This is a genomic window from Cryobacterium breve (genome assembly GCF_027594785.1).
Taxonomy (GTDB): domain Bacteria; phylum Actinomycetota; class Actinomycetes; order Actinomycetales; family Microbacteriaceae; genus Cryobacterium; species Cryobacterium breve_A.
This window is the reverse complement of the sequence record NZ_CP075584.1, coordinates 3,527,499-3,552,015: the sequence shown is the minus strand read 5'-3', so window position 1 is coordinate 3,552,015 and position 24,517 is coordinate 3,527,499. Positions and strand designations below refer to the sequence as shown.

The following is a 24,517-nucleotide window of genomic DNA, read 5'->3' as shown; positions in this document are numbered from 1 at the left end:
CCCTCGTCATCGCCATCGGAGTCCCCTCGATGAACTTCCGCTCGCGCCTCGTTCGCACCCTGCTCCCGGTCCTGCTCGGAGTCCTCGGCCTTGTCCTCGTGCTCGTCGTCGCGCTGGTCGCCCTCCCCCAGCGCCCGGACTCTGCCGGTACCGAGAGCGGGTCGGGCCAGAGCCCGTCGCCGGCCGCTTCGGATCCGGGCGCGGCTCCGGCCGCGGAGCCGGGCGCCGCCGATCCCGACACCGATCCGGATGCCCCTGGCGACGCGACCGCTGCGGCGACGTCGAACGTGTACTTTCCCGGCGGTTTCTACCGGGAGCCGGACACCCCGGCGGATGCCGCCGTTGCGCGGCTCCGTGCCGCGGGCGACACGGCCTCGGCAGGCCTCGTGCAGCAGATCGCCTCCCAGCCGACGGCGATCTGGCTCGGCGACTGGTATTCGGACGCGCTCCTGACGACGCTCGTCAAGCGGCACGCGGCGGCGGCACGGCAGCAGGGCACGACCCTCGTTCTCGTGACATACGCGATCCCGAACCGGGACTGCGGCGGGTACTCGGCCGGCGGTCACGGCTACGACACCTACCTCGCCTGGAACCGCACCATCGTCGCCGCCCTCGGCGGCACGCGCGCCGTCATCCTCGTCGAACCGGACTCCCTGTCGATGCTCGCGAGCCCGAATTGCGCGGGCGAGGCGGCGAAGCGCCTGCCGCTCATCCGCGGCGCCATCGATATCCTGCACGCGGCGGGCAACCGCACCTACCTCGACGGGGGCAACTCGAACTGGCTCACCCCGACCGCACAGGCAAGCTGGCTGACCCAGGCCGGCATCGCCGCCGCAGACGGCTTCTTCACGAACGTCTCCAACTTCTACCCGGTGCAGGCGGAACAGGACTACGCGGGCAAGGTCTCGTCGCGGGTCGGCTGGAAGCACTTCGTGATCGACGTCTCCCGCAACGGTAAGGGCTGGCTCGGCACCTGGTGCAACCCGCCCGGCGCGGGTCTCGGGGCCAATCCGACCGCGGATACCGGTGCGGTGAAGCTCGACGCCCTGCTCTGGGTCAAGCATCCGGGATTGAGCGACGGCACCTGCAACGGGGGCCCGGCCGCCGGCACCTGGTTCGAGAGCTACGCCCTCGATCTGGCCCGCAACCGCTGACGGCCCGGGCACGTCACCGGTTGAGTTGCGGAGAAAACACCGTCACGGGCGACGGGAGGGTGTCTTCTCCGCAACTCAACGCCGGTGACGCGCTCCGCGGGAGCATCGGAAACGTTCTAGACGGCGGCGTCGAAGACGGGGCCGTCGACGCAGACGAGGGGACCCTCGACGGCGGGGTCCGTGCGGACCGGCGCCGCGCATCCGTGGCAGTAGCCGAGCCCGCAGGCCATGTGCGCCTCGAGGGACGCCTGCACGGGCACGTCCCACTCGGCGCCGAGTTCGGCGGCGAGCCGGGTGAGCACGCCGGCGCCGCAGACGAAGACGACGTCGGGCGGACCGGCGGCGAATTCACGGCGCAGCAGAGCGCCGAGTGTAGGAAGGTCGGCGGTGCCCTCCTCGTCGGTGACCGGGATGAAGCGCGCACCGAGTTCGGCGCATTCGGCGGAGCCGATGAGGCTCCCCCTGGTGCGTCCGCTCGCGACGAGGGTCGCATGGATGCCGCGGGTCGCCGCATCCTCGACCGAACCCATCACGGCGCACACGCCGACACCACGGCCGATCATCAGGGCCCGCCGGGTTCCGGACGGGAATTCGAAGCCGCGGCCGAGCGGCCCGGTCACGAGGAGCCGCTGTCCCGGTTTGACGGCGGCGAGCGCGGTCGTGCCGCGGCCGGCGACGCCGTAGATGACCTCGATCGTGCCTCGCTCCGGGTTCCGGCGGTGGATCGCCATCGGACGCGGAAGCAGGATCCGCTCTCCGCCGTGCGGTGGGACTGTGATCATCAGGAACTGCCCGGCGAGCGCCGTCGCCGCGATCGTGCCGCAGGACAGAGTGAGCCGGCGGTAGCGTTCGCGCACGACCTCGTGATTGACGACGGTCGCCTCGTCCCAGATCGGCTCGGGGCGGGGCCCTGCCTCGGCCGGGCGCACGGACAACAGGCCGTCGAGCGCTGCGGCATCCGCTGCGGCGAAGGCGGCCTGCCTGGCGAGCGCCGCCCGGGTCTCTGCGGCGGTCGGCGGGGTCTTCATCGGGCTCATTGGGCTCTCCAGAGGTCGATGAGATCGCGGATGCCGGTGACCCGGTCGTCCGTGCAGCACTGTTGCAGGGTGCGCACGATCTCGACCATCGCGAACGGGCGGGCGAAGCTTGCGGTGCCGACCTGCACGGCGGAGGCGCCGACCGAGAAGTAGTCGAGGGCGTCGTCCGCGGTCTCGATGCCGCCGCATGCGATCACGGGGATGTCGACGGAGCGTGCGGCGAGCCAGACCAGCCGGAGCACGATGGGACGGATCGAGGGCCCGGACAGGCCGCCGATGACGTTGCCGATCGCGGGGGCGCGGGTATACGCCTCGAGCGGAAGGGCCGGGATCGAGTTGGCGACGCAGACGGCATCCGCGCCGGCGGCCTGGGCTGCCTGGGCGCACTCGGCGATCGAGGAGGCGAGGACCGGGAGCTTGACGATGAGCGGCTTGTCGGTCTCGAGCCGCACCGCGGCAACGGCGGCCTCGATGGCGTCCGGGTCCGAGCCGATGTCGGTGCCGTCGCGGTCGAGGTTGGGGCAGGAGACGTTGAGTTCGAAGGCGTCGCCCGCCGTGCCGAGGTCGCGCACAACGGGGGCGTAGCCATTCGGTCGGTGCGCGCCGACGCTGATGATCACGGGCGGTCCGAGGGCGGCGTAGTGCGGGTGCAGGCTCGGCGAGGTAGCCGGCGGCGCCGCGGCTCGGGATGCCGACGCTGTTGACCATGCCGGCCCGGATCTCGGTGAGCCGGTGTGCGGGGTTGCCGCCGCGCGGCACGCCGAAGACGGTCTTCGTCACGACGGCCCCGAGCTCGTCGACGGGGATGAGCCGGCCGAGGGCGGGTCCGAAACACCCGGAGGCGGGCATGACCGGGTTCCGGAGGCGCAGACCGCCGATGCTGACGCCGAGGTCTAAGGTGGCGCCTGCGGTCGGGCGGGCGGCGAAGAAGGTGCGGCGGGCATCCGTCGTCGGCCGCGGGGTCTCGCTCAAGTGGCCTGCCTTCGGGTCCGCGGGCGGGAATACTGTCCCGTTACGCGGTCCAATTATCGCGTGCGCCCGAACGGATGTTCAAATCACGCAACCGGAATACGCGCACCGTCCTGCCGCCCGGCCCACGGGTGCGCCGTCGCCCTCTCGGCAGGACCCGGGCTCAGCCCGCGGACGTCAGACGCCCGAGAGATTGCTGGATGGCGACTCCCGCGGCTCCGCGAGCCCACGCCGAAAGCCCGGAGTCATCGACGACGATGCGGAGTTCAGTAGCGTCGGGGTCCCGGTCCGCACGCGCGGCAGCGCGGATCTCGTCGGAGACGAGATCCCACAGGCCGATCCCCTCCCCCGACAGCACGATCGTGTCGAGCATGGCGATGTTCGCGATGACGGCAATCATCCGGCCGAGGGCCCGTCCGGTCGCGCCGATGACGGACATCGCCGCACGATTGCCGTGAGCCGCGAGGTCCAGGACCTCGTCGTACCCGACTTCCCGGCCCAGAGCGATGCCGAGCTGCGCGCAGACGCTGGAACTCGTCAGCATGGCCCGGGAGCAGCCGCGGTGACCGTCCGGACACAGCGGACCCGTCGCGTCGAGCGGGATGTGTCCGCCGAGCCCGAGGCCACTGTCGGCGGTCACGATGACCTGGTCGTTGACGACGAGGCCGTATCCGACGCCCACACCGATCGTGAGTACGGCGAACGTCGGCGTTCCCCGCCCGGCGCCGAACCACTGCTCTGCGGACGTGAGCGCGACGACATCGTTCTCGACGGAGACGGGCACTCCCACTACGACCTCGAGCTCACCCGCAAGGTCCACGTCCCTCCAGCCGAGGAACGGGGCCCGGGTGACGATGCGCGACCCGGTCACATTGCCGCCGATGCAGACCCCGACCCCGGAAATGCCCTCCGGTCCCCCGAGTTCGTGCACGACCGCTGCGATCTGCGCCACGACGTGCGCAACGGAGTGCTCGCCGAGCGGCCGAGCCGCGGCGGAGAGTTCGTTGGCTCTCAGGTCGGTGAGCACCCCGAATATCCCCTCGCCCGTGACCTTCACGCCGATGAACCGGCTCGCGTCCACGCGCACGTCGAGAGGTCGCGCCGGGCGCCCGACGGTACCGTCGTGATCCTCGCTGCCCTCCACGAACAGCCCGCGGTCGAGGAACGGCTTACTCAGGCGCGTGAGGCTTGCAGGGGAAAGTCCCAGCCTGCGGCCCAGGTCGCCGCGGGAGATCGGTCCGTGGATCAGGACAGCACGCGCGAGATCCCTGGCCGAGCTACTCGAGAGCGTTGCAGCCCCGGAGTCCCTGGACATTTTCATATCGTGCACACTCCCTGTATTTCTTCCATTTTGACATAAACACCGCGAGAACGTGAGCGATGAGCCCATATTCATTCCATGAATGCCGACTTGACACCTTGATTCTTTTCGGAGTAGAAAGAATCTAGACACAAGGAGACGGCAATGACGGATACAACGACGTACCAGCGACCACCCCGGCGAGCGCAGCGACGACACAGGCTCCGGCGGCTGGTGTCGGTTGTCGCCCTGGGCGCGCTCGGCCTCGGCACCCTGAGCGGATGCGCGCCGGCCACGACCGGCGTGGTCACCCTCGATTTCTTCCAGTTCAAGGCCGAGGCCATCGGCGACTTCGATACGATCATCGCCGAGTTCGAAGCGGCGAACCCCGACATCCACGTCGTGCAGAATTCGGTCCCTGACCCCGATACGGCCATCCGCACCCTGTTGGTCAAGAACAAGGTTCCCGACGTACTGAGCCTGGGCGGCTCGGGCAACCTCGGCCAGCTCGCCCGAGCGGGCGTGTTCCACGATTTCACCGGCGACCCCCTGCTCGCGGGCATCAATCCCGCCGTGCAGAAGATCCTCGCCGCGCTCGGCACCAACAAGGGCACGGAGGTCAACGCACTCGGAATGGTGAGCAATGCAAACGGTGTGCTCTACAACCGGGACATCTTCGCCGCCCAGGGCATCGCCGTCCCCACCACCTGGGACGAGCTGATCGCTGCGGCCGACAAGCTCACCGCGGCCGGGATCACACCCTTCTACGGCACACTGGCCGACGCGTGGACGGCTCAGGTCTCCCTCAACGGAATCGGCGCCCAGCTCGGTGGCAAGGACTTCTTTCCTGACCTGCGCAAGCAAGGAGCGGATGTCGGCGCTTCCTCGGCCGTGTCGTTCGAGAAGAACTACCCGGAGACCTTCGCCAAGCTCGCCAAGCTGTACTCCTACGCACAGCCCGGCTACCTCGGCAAAAGCTACGCGGACGGGAACCTGGCCTTTGCTCACGGCGAGTCGGCCATGCTGATGCAAGGCATCTGGGCGCTCGCCCCGATCCTCGCCAACAACCCCGACATCAACGTCGGCAGCTTCCCATACCCGGTCACCGACAACCCCGAGGATATCCGCCTCGTCTCGGGAGTCGACGTCGCAATCACCATCGGGCGCGACACCCCGCACTATGCCGAGTCGAAGAGATTCGTCGACTTCCTGCTGCAGAAGGAGACGGTGGAGAAGTTCGCGGCCTCGCAGAACATGTTCTCCGGGGCGCGCGATGCAGCCCCCAACGCTAACCCGGCACTGGCCGAGTTGCAGCCCTACTTCACGACGGGGCAGATCGTCGGATTCATCGATCACCAGATTCCGGCGAGCATCCCGCTCGGCCCGATTGTCCAGCAATTCCTGACCGACAAGGACAGCGCAGGTGCGCTGGCCACCCTCGACAACGACTGGCGCAAGGTTGCGGCACGCACCCCGTCGACACGAAGCGGAGATTAACGATGCCCACTCACGTCCTGACCCGGCCCACGCCGGAGCGAACCACTCCGATCTCACCCGCCCGGCCGCGACGGCGCGGCATAGCAAGGGCCACGCCACGCGCCTTCTACTGGATGGTGGTCCCGGCACTGGCCATCTTCGCCCTGCTGCACACGGTCCCCGTGCTGATCGGCGTCTTCTTCAGCTTCACCAACTATGCGGGTTTCGGAGCCTGGGACTTCGTGGGGTTCACCAACTTCCTGGCCCTGTTCCAGGATGACCGGGTGCTGAAGGCCTACGGCTTCAGCTTCGGCTTCGCCATTGTCGCCACGATCCTCACCAATGTGATCTCACTCGCGATTGCGGTCGGGCTGAACGCGAAGATCGCACTCCAGTCCACATTCCGGGGGATCTTCTTCATCCCCTACGTGCTCTCGATCCTCGTCGTCGGCTACGTGTTCCAGTACTTCTTCGCGAACGCACTTCCCACCATCGCCTCGAACATCCCGGTGTTCCGCGACAACATCCTGACCAGCCCGGACTGGGCCTGGACGGCCATCGTGGCCCTCGCGGTCTGGCAGTCGTGCGCCTTCGCGATCATCCTCTACCTGGCCGGGCTCCAGACCATTCCCCAGGAGGCTCTACGAAGCATCCGCCCTCGACGGCGCGACACCGGGACGTCAGTTCCGTTCGATCACCTTCCCGCTGATCAGCGCTTTCTTCACGATCAACATGGTGCTCAGTCTCAAGGGATTCCTGCAGGTCTTCGACCCGATCGTCGCCCTCACCAAGGGCGGCCCGGGCACCTCGACGGAGTCGATCACCCTTCTGATCTTCCGGGGCGGTTTCCAGGGCGGCGAGTTCGCGTACCAGTCCGCGAACGCGGTCATCTTCGTGATCGTGATCCTGGTCGTCTCATTCCTGCAGTTCCGAGTTCTTCAGCGCAAGGAGGCCGACTTCTCATGACTACCTCAACACTCGACACTCCGGCTGTCGGCCCCGCTCCCACGAGTGCACGCTCCGCGCACCGCCGAAACAGCGCTCCCCGGCGCCGGGCGGGCGACCGCCCGAGAATCAACTGGTGGGCGACGGCCCTCATCGCCGTCTGTTCCATCACCGTGCTGGTTCCGCTGTACTTCGCGATCATCACCGCCCTGAAGACACCCGACCAGCTCACCGGCACCGGATTCGAACTGCCGACCAGCTTCCACTGGCAGAACTTCGTCGATGCCTGGACGCTGACCAAGTTCCCGCAGGCGCTCATGAACACCGCCTTCATCACGGTCGGCGCCGTCGTCCTCACCCTGATGACGAACTCCCTCGTGGCCTATGCGATCGCGCGGAACATGCACAAGCCGTTCTTCAAGGGCGCATACTTCTACCTGCTCTCTGCGATCTTCATTCCGTTCCCGATCATCATGCTCCCCGTCGTGAAGGAGACGGCCCTCTTCGGCCTCGACAACCAGGTGGGCCTCATCCTGCTGTACGCGGTCTTCGGTCTCTCCCTGAATGTCTTCATCTATGTCGCCTTCATCAAGTCGATCCCAATCGAACTCGAAGAGGCCGCGTACACGGACGGTGCGAGCACCTGGCGCGTCTTCTGGCAGATCATCTTCCCGCTGCTGACTCCGATGAACGCGACGGTCGGCATCCTCACCTGCGTGTGGGCCTGGAACGACTTCATCCTTCCCCTTGTCGTCCTGTCCGATCCGGCCGCGCGCACACTCCAGTTGTCCCAGTTCGTGTTCCAGGGACAGTTCAACACCAACTACTCGGCAGCATTCGCCTCCTACCTGATGGCCATGGCGCCCCTGCTGATCGTGTACATTTTCGCCCAGCGCTGGGTCATCTCCGGCGTGATGAGAGGATCCATCAAATGACCGAAATCACCGAAACAGCCACACCCCTGATCGAGTCCCCCGGCACATCGTCGGGCGCCTCCCCGGCCGACGCCGGGACCGCGGCCCCCTGGTGGACGTCCGGCGTTGTGTACCAGGTCTATCCGCGCAGCTTCGCGGATGCCGACGGTGACGGGATCGGCGACCTCGCCGGCATCCGCGGCCGCCTCGACTACCTGGCCGAGCTCGGGATCGATGCCCTCTGGCTGTCCCCGGTGTACCCCTCTCCGCAACACGACAACGGCTACGACATCAAGGACTACGAGGACATCGACCCCGTGTTCGGCGACCTCGCGGAATTCGACCTGCTCCTCGCCGAGGCGCACGACCGCGGGATCAAGATCGTGATGGACCTCGTGGTCAACCACACGAGCGACGAACACCCGTGGTTCGTCGAGTCCAAGAGCAACCTGACGAACCCGAAGCGGGACTGGTACTGGTGGCGAGCGCCGCACGCGGACGGCGGAGTGCCGAACGGCTGGCGGAGCGCGTTCAGCGGACCGGCATGGACCCTCGACGACACGACGGGCGAGTACTACCTGCACCTGTTCGCGAAGCAGCAGCCCGACCTCAACTGGGAAAACCCCGATGTCCGCGCCGCGGTGTACGCGATGATGAACCGATGGCTCGACCGTGGCGTCGACGGCTTTCGGATGGACGTGATCAACTTCATCGCCAAGCGCACGGAACTGATCGACGGACCGATGCCGGCAACGGACGGCGGCTCACCGATGGGCCCCCAGATTCACGCGTACCTGCAGGAGATGCACGCCGCCGTGTTCGCCGGCCGCCCCGGTGACCACCTGACCGTCGGTGAAATGCCGGGGGTCTCCACGGCCGATGCCGTGCTGTTCACGGACCCGGCCCGCGGCGAGGTCGACATGATCTTCCAGTTCGAGCACGTCGGGCTCGACCACGGGGACACCAAATTCGACGTCCGCCCTCGTAACCTGCCCGCGCTCAAGCAGAACCTCGCGCACTGGCAGACCGACCTCGCGGAGACCGGGTGGAACAGCCTCTACCTCAACAACCACGACCAGCCGAGGCTCGTCTCCCGGTTCGGCAACGACACCACCTACCGCTACGAGTCGGCCACCCTCTGGGCGCTCGTGCTGCACCTGCAACGCGGCACCCCGTACATCTACCAGGGTGAGGAGATCGGGATGACGAACGTGCGGTTCGACTCGATCGCCGACTACCGCGACATCGAGTCGCTCAACCACTATCGGGAGGCGGTCGAGGAGTTCGACCTGGCCCCGGCATCCGTTCTGGCCGGAGTGCACGCGATGGGCCGCGACAACGCCCGCACCCCCATGCAGTGGGATGCGACGCCGAATTCGGGTTTCACGACGGGGACGCCCTGGCTCGCGGTCAACCCGAACCACACCGGGATCAACGTCGCCGCCGACCGTTCGGGCGAGCGGAGCGTGTTCCGGTTCTACCAGGCGCTCATCCGGCTCAGGCACGAGAGCCCGGTCGTCGCCCTCGGCGACTTCAGCCTCCTCGAGCCAGACCACGAACAGCTCTACGCCTTCACCCGTTCGCTGGGCGGCGAGACCCTGCTCGTTGTGGCCAACGCGGCGGATGCCCCGCTCGCCGCGCCGCTGCCCGCTGCGGTCGCCGGCCTGCTCGCGAACGCCGAGCGCGTCCTCGGCAACTACCCGCGCCAGTCCCCCGGTGCGTCCCTCCGTCCCTGGGAGGCGACCCTCTACCGCCTCCCCTAGGAGTCTTGCCCCCGGGCCGGCCCGCGCAGGCCCGCGCAGGCCCGCGCCAGCCCGCGCCAGCCCGCGAGAGTACGAATATGGCCCCTTCAGCCGCACGGAGAGGGCCGAATTCGTACTCTCGCGGGAGGGAGTGGCGGCGGAAAGGGTTCGTCGCGGGAGGGGTCAGTCGCGGAGGGAGTTCTCCTCGCGGGCGGCCTCGGTGCGCACGGTCTCGTCGAAGACGCGCTTGGCTTCGATGCCGACCACGGAGTGGCGGCGCCCGTAGGCGAAGTACACGGCGAGGCCGATCAGGAGCCAGACGGCGAACCGCACCCAGGTCAGGGTCGTGAGGTTGAGCATCAGCCAGAAGCACAGCACGGCGGAGAGGATCGGCAGGAACGGGGAGAGCGGCACCTTGAAGGCGCGCTTGAGGTCTGGCCGCTTCTTCCGCAGCACGATGACGGCGATGCTCACGAGCACGAACGCCGAGAGCGTGCCGATATTGATCATTTCCTCGAGGACGCCCACGTTGGTGAGACCGGCGATCAGCGCGACCGCCGTACCCGCGATGATCTGCACGCGCGCCGGCGTGCCGCGCTTCGCCGACGTGACGCTGAGGCCGCGGGGCAGCAGGCCGTCGCGGCTCATCGCGAAGAGCACCCGGGACAGCCCGAGGAGCAGCACCATGATCACGGTCGTCAGGCCGATCAGGATGCCGACCGAGATGACCTCGGCGGCCCAGCCGGCGCCGACGGCGACGAACGCGGTGGCGAGGGAGGCGTTCGGGTCCTGGGCGAGAACCGTGTACGGCACCATCCCGGTCAGCACGAGGCTGACGCCGAGGTAGAGCACGGTGACGATCGCGAGCCCGGCGAAGATCCCGCGCGGCAGGGTCTTCTGCGGGTTCTTGACTTCCTCGGCGCTCGTGGCGACGACATCGAAGCCGATGAACGCGAAGAACACGAGGGAGGCGCCCGCGAGCAGGCCGAAGAGGCCGTACTGGGCCGGGTGCGCACCCGTCATGAAGGAGAAGAGGGACTGCATCCATACGTCGCCGTCTCCGCCGGTCGTCGGGACAGCGGCGGGGATGAACGGCGAGTAGTTCGCCGGGTTGATGAAGAACGCGCCTGCGACGATGACGAAGAGCACGATCGCGACCTTGAGGATCGTGAAGACGCTCGCGACCCGGGCGGAGAGCTTCGTGCCGAGCACGAGCAGGGTCGTGAAGATCGCGACGATGACGAAGGCGCCCCAGCTCACGTCGAGGCCGAGGATGTTGATGGTCGCCGGGACGTTCCAGTGCAGCAGGTCGAAGACGCTCGAGAGGTAGATGCCCCAGTACTTCGCGATCACGGCCGCCGCGGTGAGCATCTCGAGGATCAGGTCCCAGCCGATGATCCAGGCGAGGAGCTCGCCGAGGGTCGCGTAGGTGAAGGTGTATGCCGAGCCGGCGACCGGAACGGCCGATGCGAACTCCGCGTAACACATGATCGCGAGGGCGCAGGTGAGGGCGGCGAGCAGGAACGCGAGCGTCACCGACGGGCCCGCATAGCTGCCGGCCGCCTTCGCCCCGACCGAGAAGATCCCGGCGCCGACGGCCACGGCGACACCCATGACCATGAGGTCCCAGGTGCCGAGGGTGCGCTTGAGGTTGTGGCCCTTTTCGAGGGAGTCGGCCATCGAGGCCTCAATGCTTTTGGTGCGCCAAATGCTCATAGCTGGGAGATATCCGTTTCGTTGGGTGCCTGCCCAGCCTACGGCTCCCCCTGTCCGGGTCTCACGGAACGGTGACGACGACCTTCCCGCGCGCCTGTCCGGCGTGCTGGTAGCGGATGCCGTCCGCCGCCTCCGCGAGGGAGAACGTGCGGTCGATCACGGGCCGGATGCTGCCGGCCTCGAGCAGTGTCCCGAGGGTCTCGAGGTCGTCGGCACCCTCTGCGGAGACGACCCCGCGCAGGGTCTGCTTCACGAAGGCGGAGAGCAGGAGGGCGCGCAACTGGCGGTCGATCCCGCCGAAGACGGCTCCACCGCCCTCCCCTCCGACGATGACGAGCGTGCCGGTCGGGGTGAGGGCCCGGCGGAGCCGGGCCAGGGTGGGGTTTCCGGCGATGTCGAGGATCAGGTCCCAGGTGTTCCGGCCGTCCGCGAAGTCGTCGCGGGTGTAGTCGATCACCTGGGCGGCGCCGAGCGACCGGACGAGGTCGACCTTGCCGGTGCTGCAGACCCCGGTGACGGTTGCGCCGAGCGCCGTGGCGAGCTGGACGGCGAAGGTCCCCACTCCGCCGCCTGCGCCGATCACGAGGACCCGCTGGCCCGCCTCGAGTTTCCCGGCGTCGCGGAGCGCGTGCAGGGCTGCGCACGCCGAGACGGGCACGGCCGCGGCCTGGGCGAACCCGAGATTCGCCGGCTTCGGGGCGAGCCGGTCGGCCGGGACCCGGGTGTACTCGGCGAAGGATCCGGTGAGCGACGTGCCGAACACCTCGTCGCCGACCCGGAACCTGGTGACGTGAGCACCGACGGCAGCGACCGTGCCCGCGACATCCCGCCCGCGCACCCGGAGCCGCGGGGCCCGGAGCCCGAAACCGAACAGCCGGAGCAGGTACGGGCGCCCGGCCATCAGGTGCCAGACGCCGGCGTCGATCCCGGCAGCCTGGACCCGGACGAGCACCTCGTCGGCTCCGACCTCCGGTTCTTCGATGTCCTCGAGGTGCATGACGTCTGCGGAACCGTACCGATTCTGGACGAGGGCTTTCATGATTCTTCTCCTGACGGGGTCACGGATGGGGTCGGTTGGGTGGGGTACTGGAACACGTCGTCGAGCGGTACGCCGAAGGCGTGGGCGATCAGGAACGCCAGGCTCGAGCGAGGGTGAATAGCGGCCCTGCTCGATGGCGATGATGGTCTGGCGGGTCACGCCGGTGCGGTCGGCGAGGTCGGCCTGGGTCATCTCGCCGTGGGCGAAGCGGAGCCGCCGCATGTCGTTGGTGACCCGGGTCGGCTTCGCGGAGTTCGTTGACTTCGCCGGCCTCACCATTGGGGCAGGCCCCTCCGGTAGGCGACGAGCCGCGCGATGCCTCCGAGGACCGCCGAGAGCACGAACGCGAGGTACACCGCGTTGGCGATCCAGAAGTACGGCAGTTGCAGCAGGGCCATCAGGAGGGCGGCGACGCCGCCGATCACGACGAACGACTGGCCGACCGTGTCGCCGAACCGGGCGATCTCGCGGTCGCGCTGGTCGGCCTGCCCGGCATCCCGTGGCGACAGGATCGAGACCAGGATGTCGAGCACGATCGACACGACGATGGCGCCGCCGATGGTCCAGAGCAGCGCAGCCACGTACGGCGCCTCGGCGAGCGGCATGCCGTCATCCCGGATCAGGATGAGGACGAGGTAGGTCGTGTACGCGGCGATCGCGGTGCCGAGCCTGATCCAGGCGCGTTTTTCCAGGGCTGACATCGGACTCCTTGACGAGAGTGAAGCGGTGTGAAGTAAAGCTGACATGACTCAATGTAAAGAAAGTCATACTTCGTGTCAAGGATGAATTACATACTGCGTGCCGCGTTCGTCGAAACGGACTCCGGGCGAGGAGCTACCGGTCGACGAGGGTGAGCGCCTGGCGTGGACAGAGGGACACGGCGTCGGTCGCCGCGGCGAGCAGGGTGTCCGGGACCGGCACGTTCGAGCCTGCTCCCCCGGAGCCGTAACCGTAGGCGAGCGGGTAGCCCCACTCGTCGCGGGCGAGCAGGCTCAGGCAGGATCTCGGTGCAGAGGCCACGGCCGTCGCACCTGGTCCAGTCGATGTGCAGCAGGGTGGCGGGGGTGCCCGCGCCGCGGGGTTCTGGGGCGCGCAGGTTCATCAGTGGTCCTTTCGGCAATGCCCGTCCAGGTGCGCACTGACGTCGTCGGCAAAGACGGTCAGCGTGCTGAGCACGAACCGGGCGGTTCCGTCCGGGTGGTTGCAGGAGCCCCGACCGGTGACGATGGCGGCGAGGCGGCGCACCTCGCCCGGGAGGCTCGGGTCGCGGTCCCCGCGGGCGAGGCGCCCGAGCACTGCGGCCATCGCCGGGAGCCCGTTGACGCAGGGGCCGCACTGACCGGCGGTCTCGCCGGCGAGATAGGTGGCGACCGCGGCGGCGACCGTGATCGGGCAGCGCCGTTCGCCCAGCCCCATCAGGATGCCCGCGCCCGGGTTCGCTCCGAATCCGGCGAGGTCCGCGCGGTCGAGGCGCGCTTCGAGGGCGTACGCCGGCAGCCAGGCACCGTGGTAACCGCCGACGAGCACGGCGGAAAGGCTCCCGGTGTCGACGCCGGTGAACCGCAGCACGTCGCCGATGCGGGATCCGCCGGCAACCTCGAGCACCGTCGACGGATGCCCGTCGCTGCCGACCGTGACGAGTCGCGTTCCCGGGTCCCCCTTCGTGCCCACCGAGCGGAACCAGGCGGACCCGAATCGGGCGATCAGTGCGATGTGGGCGAGGGTCTCGACGTTGTGCAGCAGGGTGGGCCGGCCGCCGAGGCCGGACGCGGTGAGCCGGATGGTGCGATCCTGTGGGATCGGCGCCCTGCCGGCGAGGGCGTTGACGACGGCGGATGCCTCACCCGAGATGAAGGTGTCGGCCGCTTCCCGCAGTTCGATCGCGGAGGCATCCGCCCGCTCGGCGAGGGCGCGGGTGGCGGACTCGAGCACGGAGGCCTGGGCGTAGAGGTAGACGGAGTGGGCGCCGAGGGCGCCGGCGACGGTGAGGAGCCCGTCGATGACGAGGTGCGGCGACCGGAGTAGCAGGGTCGCGTCCTTCTGGCTGAGGGGTTCGCCCTCCGCGGCATTGCCGATCACGACGACGCGGCGGCGGCGGGCTCGTTCGCGGGCAGGGACAGCGGCGAGCTTGCGCCACGCCGGGAAGCCGGCGCCGCCGCGGCCCTCGAGACCGGACTCGCGCAGAGCCGCGAGGAGTGCCGCCGAATCCGCGTGGGCGGGCAGCGGGCCGAAGGTCGACTGGTGGGTGGCGTAGTCCGCGGCAGGGGCGGCGGTGAGCCGGGCAGTGCCGACCGGGGCCTGGACGGCGGGGAACAGCCGGGTGTCCGCTACCCGGGTCACGAGGTCCTCTCGACTCTGACGTTCTCGTACTCGACGAAACCGCGGCTCAGGCGCCAGACGAGTGCGGCGACGACGGCGATCGAACAGGTCGCGGCGAAGGCGATGAACCAGGTCTGGCCGACATCCGTGCCGTTGCCGATGGAGTGCAGCAGCGCAACGGGCCACATCAGGTAGGTCAGCCAGTGCACGGCCTTGAAGACCCGCACACCGACGACGCCGCGGAGGAGTGCGGTGATCACGATCGCGAGCATCAGGTCGACGGCGAGGGTGCCGAGACCGAGCCAGAAGGGCTTGGCCGCGCCGAGGAACGGCACGACGAAGTCGACGAGCCGGAGCTGGGCGTAGGAATCTCCGAACAGCGTGACCAGGTGGATGGCGAGGAACGCGGTCGCGAGGAGTGCCACGTTGCGGTGCACGAGGGCGACCGAGAAGCGGGGCAACGTGAAGAGCGGCCTGCCGGACCGGTTCAGGATACCGAGCAGGACGGACACGGTGAAGAGAGCGAGGGAGACGACCCCGGTTCCGCGACCGAGCGCCCAGAGCGCCTCGTTCACAGGAACGGCCTTTCGGCGCCGGCGTCGGCAGCCTCCGGGGTTTCCGAGGCCTCCGGGGCGTCTGATCGGTCGTCGTCCGGCCAGCCGCCGAGGGCGACGACGATGCCGTCGGCGTCGACGAGGCGGGCGGGAACGCCGAGCTCGCGCAGCCAGGCGACGGCCTTGTGGCCGCGGACGATCGCGGCGGTGCTGAGCGTGTTGGCCCGGTGACAGGTCTCGGCCGCGACCGTGACGCTGCGCCAGACGGGTTCGGCCGGCAGCCCGGAGGCAGGGTCGAGGATGTGGTGCTGGGGGCGGCCGGCCTTAGTCCAGCGGCGCTTCTGCGTGCTCGAGGTCGCGAGCGCGAGGCCCTCGGCGAGGGTCACGTGGGCGCTCGGGTCGAGCGGGGCATCCTGCACGAGCACCTGCCAGCCACCCGCGGGCGCGGGACCAGCACTCGCGATGTCTCCGCCGAGGCTCACGAGCACGCCGCAGCCGAGTTCGGTGGCGATGCGGGCGGCCACCCGGTCGGCGGCGGCGGCCTTCGCGGTCGCGCCGAGGTCGATGCCGAGGTGGGCGGGCACGGTCAGCCGATTGCCGTCGAGTCGCACGCTCGCCCAGCCGGGTCGGGGTGAGGCGATCGCCCGCACCGGAACGCCGTCGTCGAGGATCAGGCGGATGTCGTGGTCGTAGCCGATTGCGTCGAGGGCGTTGCCGAGGGTTGGGTCGACATCGCCGTCGGTCTCCGCCGCGGAGGCGAGGGCGAGGCGCATCAGGTCGGCGAGGGTGTCGCTGACGAGCGCGCCGGCCGGGAAGAGCGGGGCCTTGGCCCTGACCTCTGCATCGGGGCGGAACCGGCTGCAGGCGAGTTCGATGTCGTCGAGCACGGCGTCGGCGATCCGGCGGGCCTCGGGGAGGACCGCGGGGTCGGTCACGACGAGGCGGGCGCTCGTGCTCCAGAGCGTCCAGTCTTCGGTCGCGACGGTCGCGACGGCGGTCATCAGGACCCGCTCGTCTTGGCGTGCACCTTGGTGCCGTTGCCCGAGGACACTCTTGGGGCGGCGGGGGCAGCGGGAGCCTCCGTCGCCTGGGTCGTGGTGCTTCCGGACGTCGTGCCGGAATTCCCCGTCGTGGTCGTGCTGGTTGTCGTCGCGGACGCGTCCTGCGTGGCGAGCGAGTCGGCCCAGTCGTGCAGGCCGAGGGCAGAGGCGGCGACGATCGCGAGGAGTCCGATCGTGCCGGTGACGATCTTGCTGAGCTTCTTACCGCGTTCGTGAGCGTTCATCGCAGTGCCACCCTTCATTCGTTGACACTAACTACGGTGACAGCGGACGCTATGGGTTTCCTATGCGGTCACCCTGAGAGAACAGGGTGTTAGGGAGGCACATCCTGCGGAGGCTCACAGGACCGCGCGCAGGCAGACAAAACGGGCCGCCACCCGAAGGTGACGGCCCGTTTCGTTGAAGTTCATCCTCAGAAGTTCGCGATATCGACGCGGCTTCCGGTTTCGTGCCTGACTAGCGACGCAGTCCGAGACGCTCGATGAGCGAGCGGTAGCGGGCGATGTCGATGTCCGACAGGTAGCCGAGCAGACGGCGACGCTGACCAACCATGAGAAGCAGGCCACGACGGGAGTGGTGGTCGTGCTTGTGCTCTTTCAGGTGCTCCGTGAGGTCGAGAATGCGCTGCGTGAGCATGGCAATCTGGACTTCGGGGGACCCGGTGTCGCCTGGGTGGGTAGCGTACTTTTCGATGATCGCCTTCTTAGCATTAGCTTCGAGTGCCATAGATGGGATCCCCTTTCTCTCACTGCGCGGTGCCCGTGGGCCGAATGCCTGGGCTCTCTTGTTCCGCGGCCGTTGGACGGCAACCTAGAGAGCTTAGCAGAAATGCGCGGCGCGCTCCACGCTCCGCGGTCGTCACAGCACACTGAACCCGGGCGGCAACGGTCCCCGGCCGGTTGCCGCGAGGAGCAGGTCCGGGCCCCGGCCGCCGCGCACGGCGAGGTCGCCGACCAGGTGTACCGCGATCGACACCGCGGACTCCGGCACCGTCGGCGGGATTCCGAGGCTCACGGCCAGGTCGAGGCCGTGCACGGCGAGTTCGAACACGCGAGTGGGCAGGTAGTCGGCCAGCGGCATCCCGCCGAAGGGCGTCAGCACGTATTCATCGCCGCTCGCGTCGTCGACCTCGGCGAGCACGCGGCCGACGATGCCGGCGACGGATGCCGCGGGCTCGGCCCCGAGGGCGCGCCCGGCCGCCCTGCCGCGCTCCGCGACCGCAGCGGGATCGCCGGCCCCGACGCCGATCACGGCGTAGTAGTCGACGGCACTCGCGATCTCGACGGGAGGCGAGTTGCCGGGGTCGCCGGACACCTCGCGGCCGGCCGCGAGGTAGCTCTCCACGGTGAGGAGGGAGCGGCTGGTGTGGCCGACGAGGTCGCGCACAGTCCATTCCCCGAGCGCGACCCTCTCCCACTGGTCCGTGATCGCCGCGGTGGTTCCCAGGAACCAGGCCGCCGCATCCCTGTACGCATTCCTGCTTTCGTTCCAGCTGGTCATGGGGAGATTCTAGAGGCGCGGCATCCTCTAGAACACGTGGGCGGCGATCTCGGCGGGCGCCGCGAGAAGTGCCTCGATCTCGTCGTCGAGCCTCACGAGGGTGAGCGAGGCCCCGGCCATGTCGAGCGAGGTGCAGTACTCCCCCACGTAGCTGCGCCCGACCGTGATGCCGCGGCGGGTCAGTTCGTCATGCGCGTGCCCGTAGAGGATGTAGAGCTCGCTGATCGGGGTGCCGCCGAGGCCGTTGATCATGAGCGCGACGCGGTCGCCCTCGACGAAGGGCAGGTCGTTCACGACGGCGTCGAGCATCTCGTCGGTCATCTCGTCTGCGGTGGTGAGCTTGGCGCGCCGGCGGCCGGGTTCGCCGTGGATGCCGACGCCCACCTCGATCTCGTCCTCGCCCAGTTCGAAGAGCGGGGACCCCTTCGCGGGCGGGGTGCAGGAGGTGAGGGCGATGCCCATCGTGCGGGTGACACTGTCGACCTTCTCGCCGATCCGGACGAGCTCATCGAGGGAAGCGCCGGCCTCGGAGGCCGCGCCCACGGCCTTCATCACGAAGAAGTTGCCCGCGACACCGCGGCGCCCGACCGTCCAGGTGGAGTCCTGAACGGCGACGTCGTCGTCGATGAACAGGGTCTTCACGTTGATGCCGTCGGAGGCGGCCATCTCCTGGGCCATTTCGAAGGCCATCCGGTCGCCGGTGTAGTTGTTCACAAGCAACAGCACACCCTTGGGAGAGGCCATCAGCTTGGTGGTCTCGTAGACGTAGTCCATCGGCGGTGCGGCGAACACGTCGCCCGGGCAGGCCGCGTCGAGCATCCCCCGGCCGACGGTCATCACGTGGGCGGGTTCGTGGCCGGAACCGGAACCCTGGATGATCGACACCTTGTTCGGGTTCGGACCGCCGGCGCGCATGATCAGGTTGTACTTCGGCTCGTAGCGCAGGGTGTCCGGGTTGGCGAGGGCGATGCCCTTGAGCATGTCTGGCACGTACATCTTCGGGTCGTTGACGAATTTCTTCATGTGTCCATCTCCTTCGTGGGTGGTCCGGAATGTGCAGCGGATCGTGCGGAACGTGGTTCACGAGGTCGTACGGGATCAGAGGTCGCGCGGGATCAGAGGTCGTGCGGGATCAGAGATCGTCGCGCGCAGCCCATTCCCGGCTGAGGCGCTCGAGGATCACGGCGACGGCGACGGCGCCCGGGTCGGGGGAACCGATGCTGCGCTCTCCCGTGTAACTCGCCCGTCCGCGGCGGGCCTGCAGGAAGCTCGTCGCGTCGGCCTGTTCCCGCGCGACGACGGCGGCGCGGGCGAGCGCCACGGTTCCGGCCCTTCCGGCGCGGAGTTCGGCTTCGAAGGCATCCGTGGCCGGAACGAGGGCGTCGAGGAGCGTCTTGTCGCCGAGATCGGACTTGCCCCTGGCCTTGATCCCGTCTGCCGCGGCGCGGAGCATGGCGACGACGTCGTCGCCGTCGAGGTCGGCCTTGCCGGCGATGGCCCCGGAGGCGCGAAGGAATGCAGTGCCCCAGAGCGGGCCGGAGGTTCCGCCGATCCGCCCGGAGATGACGAGGGCGATCTTCTTCAGGAAGTCGGCCGGGGAGCCTGCGGTCGAAGTCCGGCCAGTCGGCGAGGACGATCTCGAAGCCGCGGGCGAGCGAGAACCCGAAGTCGCCGTCGCCGACGACGGCGTCGAGGTCGCCGAACGCGCGTTCGTTGTCGACCGCGGTCTGGGCGATGCTGTGCACGACGAATTCGGTGTCGTCGAGACTGCTGGGGGTCATGGCATCTCCGCTTCCGGTCTGATGGGTTCAGGTCTTGTGAGGTCCGGTCTGATGGGTTCCGGTCTTGTGGATTCCGGTCTTGTGGATTCCGGTCTTGTGGGTGCGGGTGCGGTCGGTCCTGGTGCGGCCAGGAGGGCGGTGAGATCGGTCAGTTCGACGGTGCGGCCCACGTCGAGGTGCAGCGGGTCCTTCAGGGTGATCGCGCTGGGACCGCCGGGGTCGCCGAGCGAGGAGACGACGAGGGAGGCTCCGGTGAAGTCCTCGCCGGCCGTGTAGCCGCTGACCGTGATGAGCGTGCGGAGGCCGGCGGCGAGCGCGGCCTGGAGGCCGTTGGCGCTGTCCTCGATGACGAGTGCCTCGGATGCCGGGACGCCGAGTTCGCGGAGGGCGAGGAGGTAGATGTCGGGCGCCGGTTTCTTGGCAGCGACGACGTCCCCTGCGAAGACCTGGAAATGAACCGCGAGGTCTGGCCCGACCGCCTCGGTGAGCACGGCTCGGACGGATTCCTCCGCCGATGTGGATGCGACGGCGAGCGTCCAGCCTGCCGCGTACGCGTCCGCCGTGATCCGTTTGATGCCGGGGCGACCGGGCAGTGCGCCGCGCGCCACGGCGTCGGTGTAGATGGCGGTCTTCCGGCGGTGCCAGCGGGCAACGGCCTCGTCGAGGGCGCCCTGGTCATCCGGAAGGCCGATGACGGCGGCGACCGCGGGCGTCACCGCGCTCCGCATCCGCTCCTTTCCACCCCCGATCTTGACCTTGACGGCGTAGTCGGAATCGCTCCACCGCACCGGAACGGCGAATTCGCGGAAGGTCTGGTTGAACGCCGGAAGGTGGCCGTCACGCTCGGTGTCGGCGAGGACGCCGTCACAATCGAAGATGAGTGCCGGCATCCGTCACGCCTTCCCTGCGCTGCCGAATTGCTCCGCGAGTCCGCGGGTGAGCGCGACGATGTCGGACCGGACCTGCCCGAACAGCGACGGGGGTCCCATTTGTCGCGCGCCTCCGCGTCCTTGAGGAAGGCGAGGCTCGACTGCATGAACACGATCTTGAGCGCCGTGGAGATGTTCACCTTGGCGCAGCCGAGTGCGATGAGTTCGGCGAACTGCGCGGGGCTCAGGCCGCTCCCGCCGTGCAGGGCGATCGGAATCGGGTGCGCGGTGACGAGGTCGCTCACGCGCTGGAAGTCGAGGACGGGCTCACTGCTGTAGACGCCGTGCGCGTTGCCGATCGAGGGTGCGAAGACGTCGACCCCGGTCTCCTCGATGAAGCGCAGCGAGATCTCAAGGGACTGCCGGGCTGATGCCGTGTCCGAGCCGATTCCGTCCTCGACCCCGGTGATCGACTCGATCTCGCCCTCGACGTGCGCACCGAAGCGGCGGGCCTCCGCGACGACCTCGACGGTCTGGCGCTGGTTTTCCGCGACCGGGAGCCGGGAGGCATCGAAGAGCACGGAATTCCAGCCGCGCTCGAGGCATTCGGTGATGACCGCGCGCTCGGGGCAATGATCGAGGTGCAGCACCACCGGCACGTCGATTCCCGCCGTCATCGATTCCCACATGCTGAAAAGCACGCGTGACCCGATCGACTTCACGGTCTTGACCGAGGTCTGCACGATCACGGGCGACCGGGCTTCGACCGCCCCCGCGAGGACGGCCTCCATGGTCAGGTCGTTCACGATGTTGATCGCCGGCACGCCGTAGCGTTCCGCGAACGCTCGGTCGACGACCGCTTTCAGGGTAGACACCGACATTCCAGGCCTCCTCGCCGGAGTGGGGCCGGTGGCCGGACCCGGGTGTCACCGGGTCACCGGTCGGCCGGTTGCCGACATCGTAGGCTGCAACCCCGGAGCCGACAATGGGCGACCCGCCCCCAACCAATTCGACGGAGTTTTTCGGGTTGTGGGCACGTGAGAGCGCGATCTAAGCGCTTTCCGGGCAAAAACTCCGTCGAATTCGTCAGGGGCGACGGGCGAATCGGCGCGCCGGCTTCGGAGGCACCGCGGCCGGGTGGTCCCAGACACGCACGATCGACCACGCGACGGCGACGAGCGGCACGGCGAGCACCGCGCCGGCGATGCCGCCGAGCACGGTGCCCGCGGTGAGGGCGACAAGGATCACGAGGGGGTGCAGCTTGAGTGCGCCGGCCATCACGATCGGGTTCAGCAGGTCGCCTTCGAGCTGGTTGACCACCACGACGATGATCACGACGATGAGTGCCACGATCGGGCCGTTGAAGACGAGGGCGACGAGAGCGGCGAGGATTCCGGCGATCGTCGCGCCGATCAAGGGGATGAACGCGGTGAGGAAGACGATCGCCGCGAGCGGCAGGGCGAGCGGCACCTGCAGGATGGCCAGGCTCGCGCCGATGACGACGCCGTCGAAGAGCGCGATGGTCGCGGTCCCGCGCACGTACTGTCCGAGGACCGTCGGTGCGGTCTTGCCGATGCGGCGGGCCCGTTCGAGGGCGGCGCCGCGGAACGGCATCAGTAGGAAGGCCCAGATGGCTGCCGCGTCCTTGAGGAAGAAGAACAGGATGACGACGACGAGAGCGACACCGGTCAGCACCTCGGCAGCGGCGGACACCCCGGCGAGCGCACCGCTGCCGAACTCGGCGCTCGTCACGAAGCCGAGGACGGCGGCACGGGCGGCGTCGAACTGGGCCGCGTCGAGCGACAATGGACCGGTCGTCAGGTATCCCTGGAGCCTGGTCGAGACCGTCGGAGGCCGCGGTGACGAGTTCGGACCACTGGTTGCGCACGGCGAACACGATCAGGGTCACGATTCCCCCGAGGACGACCACCCCGCCGAGCAGGGTGAGCCACGTCGCCAGCATCCCCGGCACCCCACGGGCGCGCAGCCAGCGCACGAGCGGGCTGAGTGCCGCCGCGAGGATGAGTGCGACCAGGGTCGGGATGACGACGAGCTTGAGCCTGCACGAGGGCGTACACGACGCCGATCCCCAGTACGATCACGAGGATCAGCTGGGCGCTGCGGATGCTCAGCCACCCGAGCCGGTCGGAGAGCAGCGGCCACAGGGTTCCGGCGGCGGGGACGGGGCCGGCAGTTGGGCCGGTTCCCGCGGTCTCGGGGCTGGTCTGAGGATTCCGGTCCGGCTTCGCTCGCATGCCTCCCATGCTAGGCACACCCCGCCGCACGCCCGGCGAAAATGCTGCCGAACCCCTGAGAAGACACCCCGGGTCTCGTGACCCGCGTCCCCCGGCCGAACCGATTCGACGGAGATTTTGAGTTTTCGATACGTGGGAGGCGGGTCTTCCGGTTTTCAGCCCAAAATCTCCGTCGAATTCGTCAGGGCGAAACGCTCGAGGACCTCGCCGATCCGACCCTTGCAGCCCCCGCAGCCGGTTCCTGCCCGGGTGGCCGAGCCGACGCAGGCGACGTCGGTGTTGCCGGCCTCCGCGGACGCCGTGATCGCGCCGACCGTGACGCCGTTGCACCAGCACACCGTCGCGTCGGGGTCGAAGGCGTCTCCGGCGCCAGCCGGGTCCACGTCGGGGCCGTCATAACGCAGCAGCAGCGAACGGTCGGCGGGCAGTTCGCTGCCGCGCTCGAAGAGCAGGGTGAGTTCGGCACCGGTGCGCGGCATCCCGACGCAGATGAAGCCGGTGAGGATGCCGCCGCGCGTGACCATCTTCACGTAGCGGCCGTGTTCGGGGTCCGCCCACTGCGACACGCCCAGGCGCGGCATCGCCGCGACCGGTGCCGCCGCACAGTCCCTGCCGTGAACGAGCTCGGCGGCCCCGTGCCCGTCGTCCGGGCGCGCAGGGTCGAGATCCCAGGGGTCCGCGCTCGTGTCGCCGGCAGCGACGACGTCGATGCCCTCCGCCTTGAGCATGACGACGCCGTGCGCCTGCGCGGCGAGCGCCGGCCCGAAATCATTGGAAGCGAGTACGACGGGAGTGGCGGAAGAGACCGGAACGGCACTGGCAGAAGAAGCGGTAGCGGGAGCGGCGCCGGCAGTGGTCACGGTGACCTCTGCGACGCGAGCCTCGTGCGCGATTTCCGCGGCGAAGCGGGCGGCGAGCCAGTCGGCCTGGCGCCAGCCGGGTCCGATCAGGCCGGTGGGCCCTCCGGCAGGCGAGGCCGTGGAAGCGCCGGAGGCCGGCCGGGGGGCGACGTGCGCACAGTCGCCGATCGCGAACACGGCGGGGTCCGTCCAGCTCCGCAGGGACTCGTCGACGAGGATGCCCGTCGACACGCTGAGGCCGGCGAGGCCGGCGAGTTCGGTGCGGGCGCCGATGCCGCAGGCGAGAACGAGCAGGTCTCCGGGGATCTGCTTGCCGTCGGCGCAGATCAGGGCGTCGAAGCGGTCGTGGCCGTCGGCGTCGGCGGTGAAGAGCAGGCTTTCGGCCCGGGCGTGGCTGACCATGGTGACGTCGGCCCTGCGAGCGCTGCGGGCGAGCACCGTTCCACCGCCGCGGTCGAGATTGCGGTTCAGCGGAATGTCGGAGTGGTAGACGACGCAGACGTCGCTCCCGGCCCTGGCCGCGGCGAGCGCGAACTCCATGCCGAGCACCCCGGCGCCGAGCACGACGATCCGGCCTCCGGAGCGGATGGTTTCGAGCACGGTCGCCGCGTCGTCGAGGTCGCGGAGCGCGGTGACCCCGCGAGGCAGCGCGGCGTCGGCGGTGTCGAGTGCACCGGCATCCGCCGGCGGGCGCATCAGGGTGCGGCGCAGCCGGGTCACCCCGTCGAGGGTCGGGACGTTGGCCCGGGCACCGGTCGCGAGCACGAGCCGGTCGTAGCCGAGGTCGGTGCCGTCGCCGAGGGTCACCGTGCGTTGCACCCGGTTGATCCGGGTGACGATCTCGCCGGTGCGGATGTCCACGCCCGCTGCCCTGGCCGCGTCGGTGTCCGTCACCTCGAGGGTGTCCCGGTCGGAGCGGCCGACGGCGTAGTCCGCGATGAGCACCCGGTTGTAGGCGTTGGCAGACTCCGCTCCGACGACGGTCAGGGTGGCGAGGCCTGCCCGCACGACCGGGAGCAGGCTCCT

General features: G+C 69.0%; 22 protein-coding genes and 3 pseudogenes. 4 read left to right on the top strand and 21 right to left on the bottom strand.

From position 1 onward, the window contains the following. Window positions 1-29: 29 nt before the first annotated feature. Window positions 30-1,154 carry a glycoside hydrolase family 6 protein gene (locus KIV56_RS17310; RefSeq protein WP_281534386.1) on the top strand — a complete coding sequence of 375 codons (1,125 nt, stop codon included), beginning with the start codon at window positions 30-32 and terminating at the stop codon, window positions 1,152-1,154. Between the two features lie 116 nt (window positions 1,155-1,270). On the opposite strand, the gene KIV56_RS17305 is transcribed toward KIV56_RS17310, so the two are convergent. From KIV56_RS17305 to KIV56_RS17290, 4 genes and pseudogenes are all read right to left on the bottom strand, one after another. After that, a complete protein-coding gene (locus KIV56_RS17305; RefSeq protein ID WP_281534385.1) occupies window positions 1,271-2,191 on the bottom strand; it encodes a dihydroorotate oxidase electron transfer subunit in 921 nt (306 codons plus the stop codon). Further along, the gene (locus KIV56_RS17300) at window positions 2,188-2,811 is read right to left on the bottom strand and encodes a nitronate monooxygenase (protein ID WP_281534384.1); all 624 of its coding nucleotides are present in this window, start codon (window positions 2,809-2,811) and stop codon (window positions 2,188-2,190) included. Before KIV56_RS17300 ends, KIV56_RS17305 begins: the two co-directional genes overlap by 4 nt. A 79-nt stretch (window positions 2,812-2,890) precedes the next feature. Further along, window positions 2,891-3,040: pseudogene (locus KIV56_RS20675) on the bottom strand (dihydroorotate dehydrogenase); the annotation flags it as partial. A 283-nt stretch (window positions 3,041-3,323) separates the two neighbouring features. Then, window positions 3,324-4,475, bottom strand: coding sequence for an ROK family transcriptional regulator (locus KIV56_RS17290; protein WP_281534382.1), 1,152 nt, complete (start codon window positions 4,473-4,475; stop codon window positions 3,324-3,326). A 150-nt stretch (window positions 4,476-4,625) separates the two neighbouring features. On the opposite strand from KIV56_RS17290, the gene KIV56_RS17285 reads away from it, so the two are divergent. Genes KIV56_RS17285 through KIV56_RS17270 form a run of 3 tightly spaced genes read left to right on the top strand, consistent with a single transcriptional unit; the run spans window position 4,626 to window position 9,558 of the window. Next, on the top strand, window positions 4,626-5,957 hold the full coding sequence (locus KIV56_RS17285) for an ABC transporter substrate-binding protein (protein WP_281534381.1): 1,332 nt from the start codon (window positions 4,626-4,628) through the stop codon (window positions 5,955-5,957). A 2-nt stretch (window positions 5,958-5,959) separates the two neighbouring features. Further along, on the top strand, window positions 5,960-7,816 hold the full coding sequence (locus tag KIV56_RS20670) for an ABC transporter permease subunit (protein ID WP_432432571.1): 1,857 nt from the start codon (window positions 5,960-5,962) through the stop codon (window positions 7,814-7,816). Beyond that, window positions 7,813-9,558: a glycoside hydrolase family 13 protein gene (locus KIV56_RS17270; protein WP_281534380.1), complete on the top strand. Its 1,746-nt coding sequence runs from the start codon at window positions 7,813-7,815 to the stop codon at window positions 9,556-9,558. Before KIV56_RS20670 ends, KIV56_RS17270 begins: the two co-directional genes overlap by 4 nt. A 162-nt stretch (window positions 9,559-9,720) precedes the next feature. Here KIV56_RS17270 and KIV56_RS17265 read toward each other — a convergent pair whose 3' ends face one another. The 17 genes and pseudogenes from KIV56_RS17265 to KIV56_RS17185 form a co-directional block, all read right to left on the bottom strand. Next, window positions 9,721-11,253, bottom strand: coding sequence for an amino acid permease (locus KIV56_RS17265; RefSeq protein WP_281534379.1), 1,533 nt, complete (start codon window positions 11,251-11,253; stop codon window positions 9,721-9,723). Between the two features lie 61 nt (window positions 11,254-11,314). Then, window positions 11,315-12,571 (bottom strand): zinc-binding dehydrogenase, encoded by a 1,257-nt coding sequence (locus KIV56_RS17260; protein WP_281534378.1) that lies wholly within the window; start codon window positions 12,569-12,571, stop codon window positions 11,315-11,317. Beyond that, window positions 12,565-12,993: a hypothetical protein gene (locus KIV56_RS17255; protein WP_281534377.1), complete on the bottom strand. Its 429-nt coding sequence runs from the start codon at window positions 12,991-12,993 to the stop codon at window positions 12,565-12,567. The genes KIV56_RS17260 and KIV56_RS17255 overlap by 7 nt, the downstream gene beginning before the upstream one ends. Window positions 12,994-13,126: 133 nt before the next feature. Further along, the gene (locus KIV56_RS17250; RefSeq protein ID WP_281534376.1) at window positions 13,127-13,312 is read right to left on the bottom strand and encodes a hypothetical protein; all 186 of its coding nucleotides are present in this window, start codon (window positions 13,310-13,312) and stop codon (window positions 13,127-13,129) included. A gap of 81 nt (window positions 13,313-13,393) precedes the next feature. Beyond that, window positions 13,394-14,632 carry an NADH-ubiquinone oxidoreductase-F iron-sulfur binding region domain-containing protein gene (locus tag KIV56_RS17245; RefSeq protein WP_281534375.1) on the bottom strand — a complete coding sequence of 413 codons (1,239 nt, stop codon included), beginning with the start codon at window positions 14,630-14,632 and terminating at the stop codon, window positions 13,394-13,396. Next, on the bottom strand, window positions 14,629-15,186 hold the full coding sequence (locus tag KIV56_RS17240) for a ferric reductase-like transmembrane domain-containing protein (protein ID WP_281534374.1): 558 nt from the start codon (window positions 15,184-15,186) through the stop codon (window positions 14,629-14,631). Before KIV56_RS17240 ends, KIV56_RS17245 begins: the two co-directional genes overlap by 4 nt. After that, window positions 15,183-16,166, bottom strand: coding sequence for an FAD:protein FMN transferase (locus KIV56_RS17235; protein ID WP_281534373.1), 984 nt, complete (start codon window positions 16,164-16,166; stop codon window positions 15,183-15,185). The genes KIV56_RS17240 and KIV56_RS17235 overlap by 4 nt, the downstream gene beginning before the upstream one ends. Beyond that, window positions 16,166-16,468, bottom strand: coding sequence for a hypothetical protein (locus KIV56_RS17230; RefSeq protein ID WP_281534372.1), 303 nt, complete (start codon window positions 16,466-16,468; stop codon window positions 16,166-16,168). Before KIV56_RS17230 ends, KIV56_RS17235 begins: the two co-directional genes overlap by 1 nt. 214 nt (window positions 16,469-16,682) lie before the next feature. Beyond that, window positions 16,683-16,952 (bottom strand): 30S ribosomal protein S15, encoded by a 270-nt coding sequence (gene rpsO / locus KIV56_RS17225; protein WP_134449591.1) that lies wholly within the window; start codon window positions 16,950-16,952, stop codon window positions 16,683-16,685. A gap of 132 nt (window positions 16,953-17,084) precedes the next feature. Further along, complete coding sequence (locus KIV56_RS17220) at window positions 17,085-17,726, bottom strand: maleylpyruvate isomerase N-terminal domain-containing protein (RefSeq protein WP_281534371.1); 642 nt, start codon at window positions 17,724-17,726, stop codon at window positions 17,085-17,087. Between the two features lie 27 nt (window positions 17,727-17,753). Next, window positions 17,754-18,749 carry a dihydroxyacetone kinase subunit DhaK gene (dhaK, locus tag KIV56_RS17215; protein ID WP_281534370.1) on the bottom strand — a complete coding sequence of 332 codons (996 nt, stop codon included), beginning with the start codon at window positions 18,747-18,749 and terminating at the stop codon, window positions 17,754-17,756. A gap of 109 nt (window positions 18,750-18,858) precedes the next feature. Beyond that, on the bottom strand, window positions 18,859-19,278 hold the full coding sequence (locus tag KIV56_RS17210; protein WP_281536206.1) for a DAK2 domain-containing protein: 420 nt from the start codon (window positions 19,276-19,278) through the stop codon (window positions 18,859-18,861). 225 nt (window positions 19,279-19,503) lie between these two features. Continuing rightward, window positions 19,504-20,397, bottom strand: coding sequence for an HAD-IA family hydrolase (locus KIV56_RS17205; RefSeq protein ID WP_281534369.1), 894 nt, complete (start codon window positions 20,395-20,397; stop codon window positions 19,504-19,506). A gap of 143 nt (window positions 20,398-20,540) precedes the next feature. Further along, a pseudogene (locus KIV56_RS17200) lies at window positions 20,541-21,257 on the bottom strand (class II fructose-bisphosphate aldolase); the annotation flags it as partial. A 205-nt stretch (window positions 21,258-21,462) separates the two neighbouring features. Continuing rightward, window positions 21,463-22,182, bottom strand: coding sequence for an AI-2E family transporter (locus tag KIV56_RS17195; RefSeq protein WP_281534368.1), 720 nt, complete (start codon window positions 22,180-22,182; stop codon window positions 21,463-21,465). An 88-nt stretch (window positions 22,183-22,270) separates the two neighbouring features. Further along, a pseudogene (locus KIV56_RS17190) lies at window positions 22,271-22,372 on the bottom strand (hypothetical protein); the annotation flags it as partial. Window positions 22,373-22,786: 414 nt separating this feature from the next. After that, window positions 22,787-24,499: an FAD-dependent oxidoreductase gene (locus KIV56_RS17185; protein WP_348648416.1), complete on the bottom strand. Its 1,713-nt coding sequence runs from the start codon at window positions 24,497-24,499 to the stop codon at window positions 22,787-22,789. Between the last annotated feature and the right edge of the window lie 18 nt (window positions 24,500-24,517).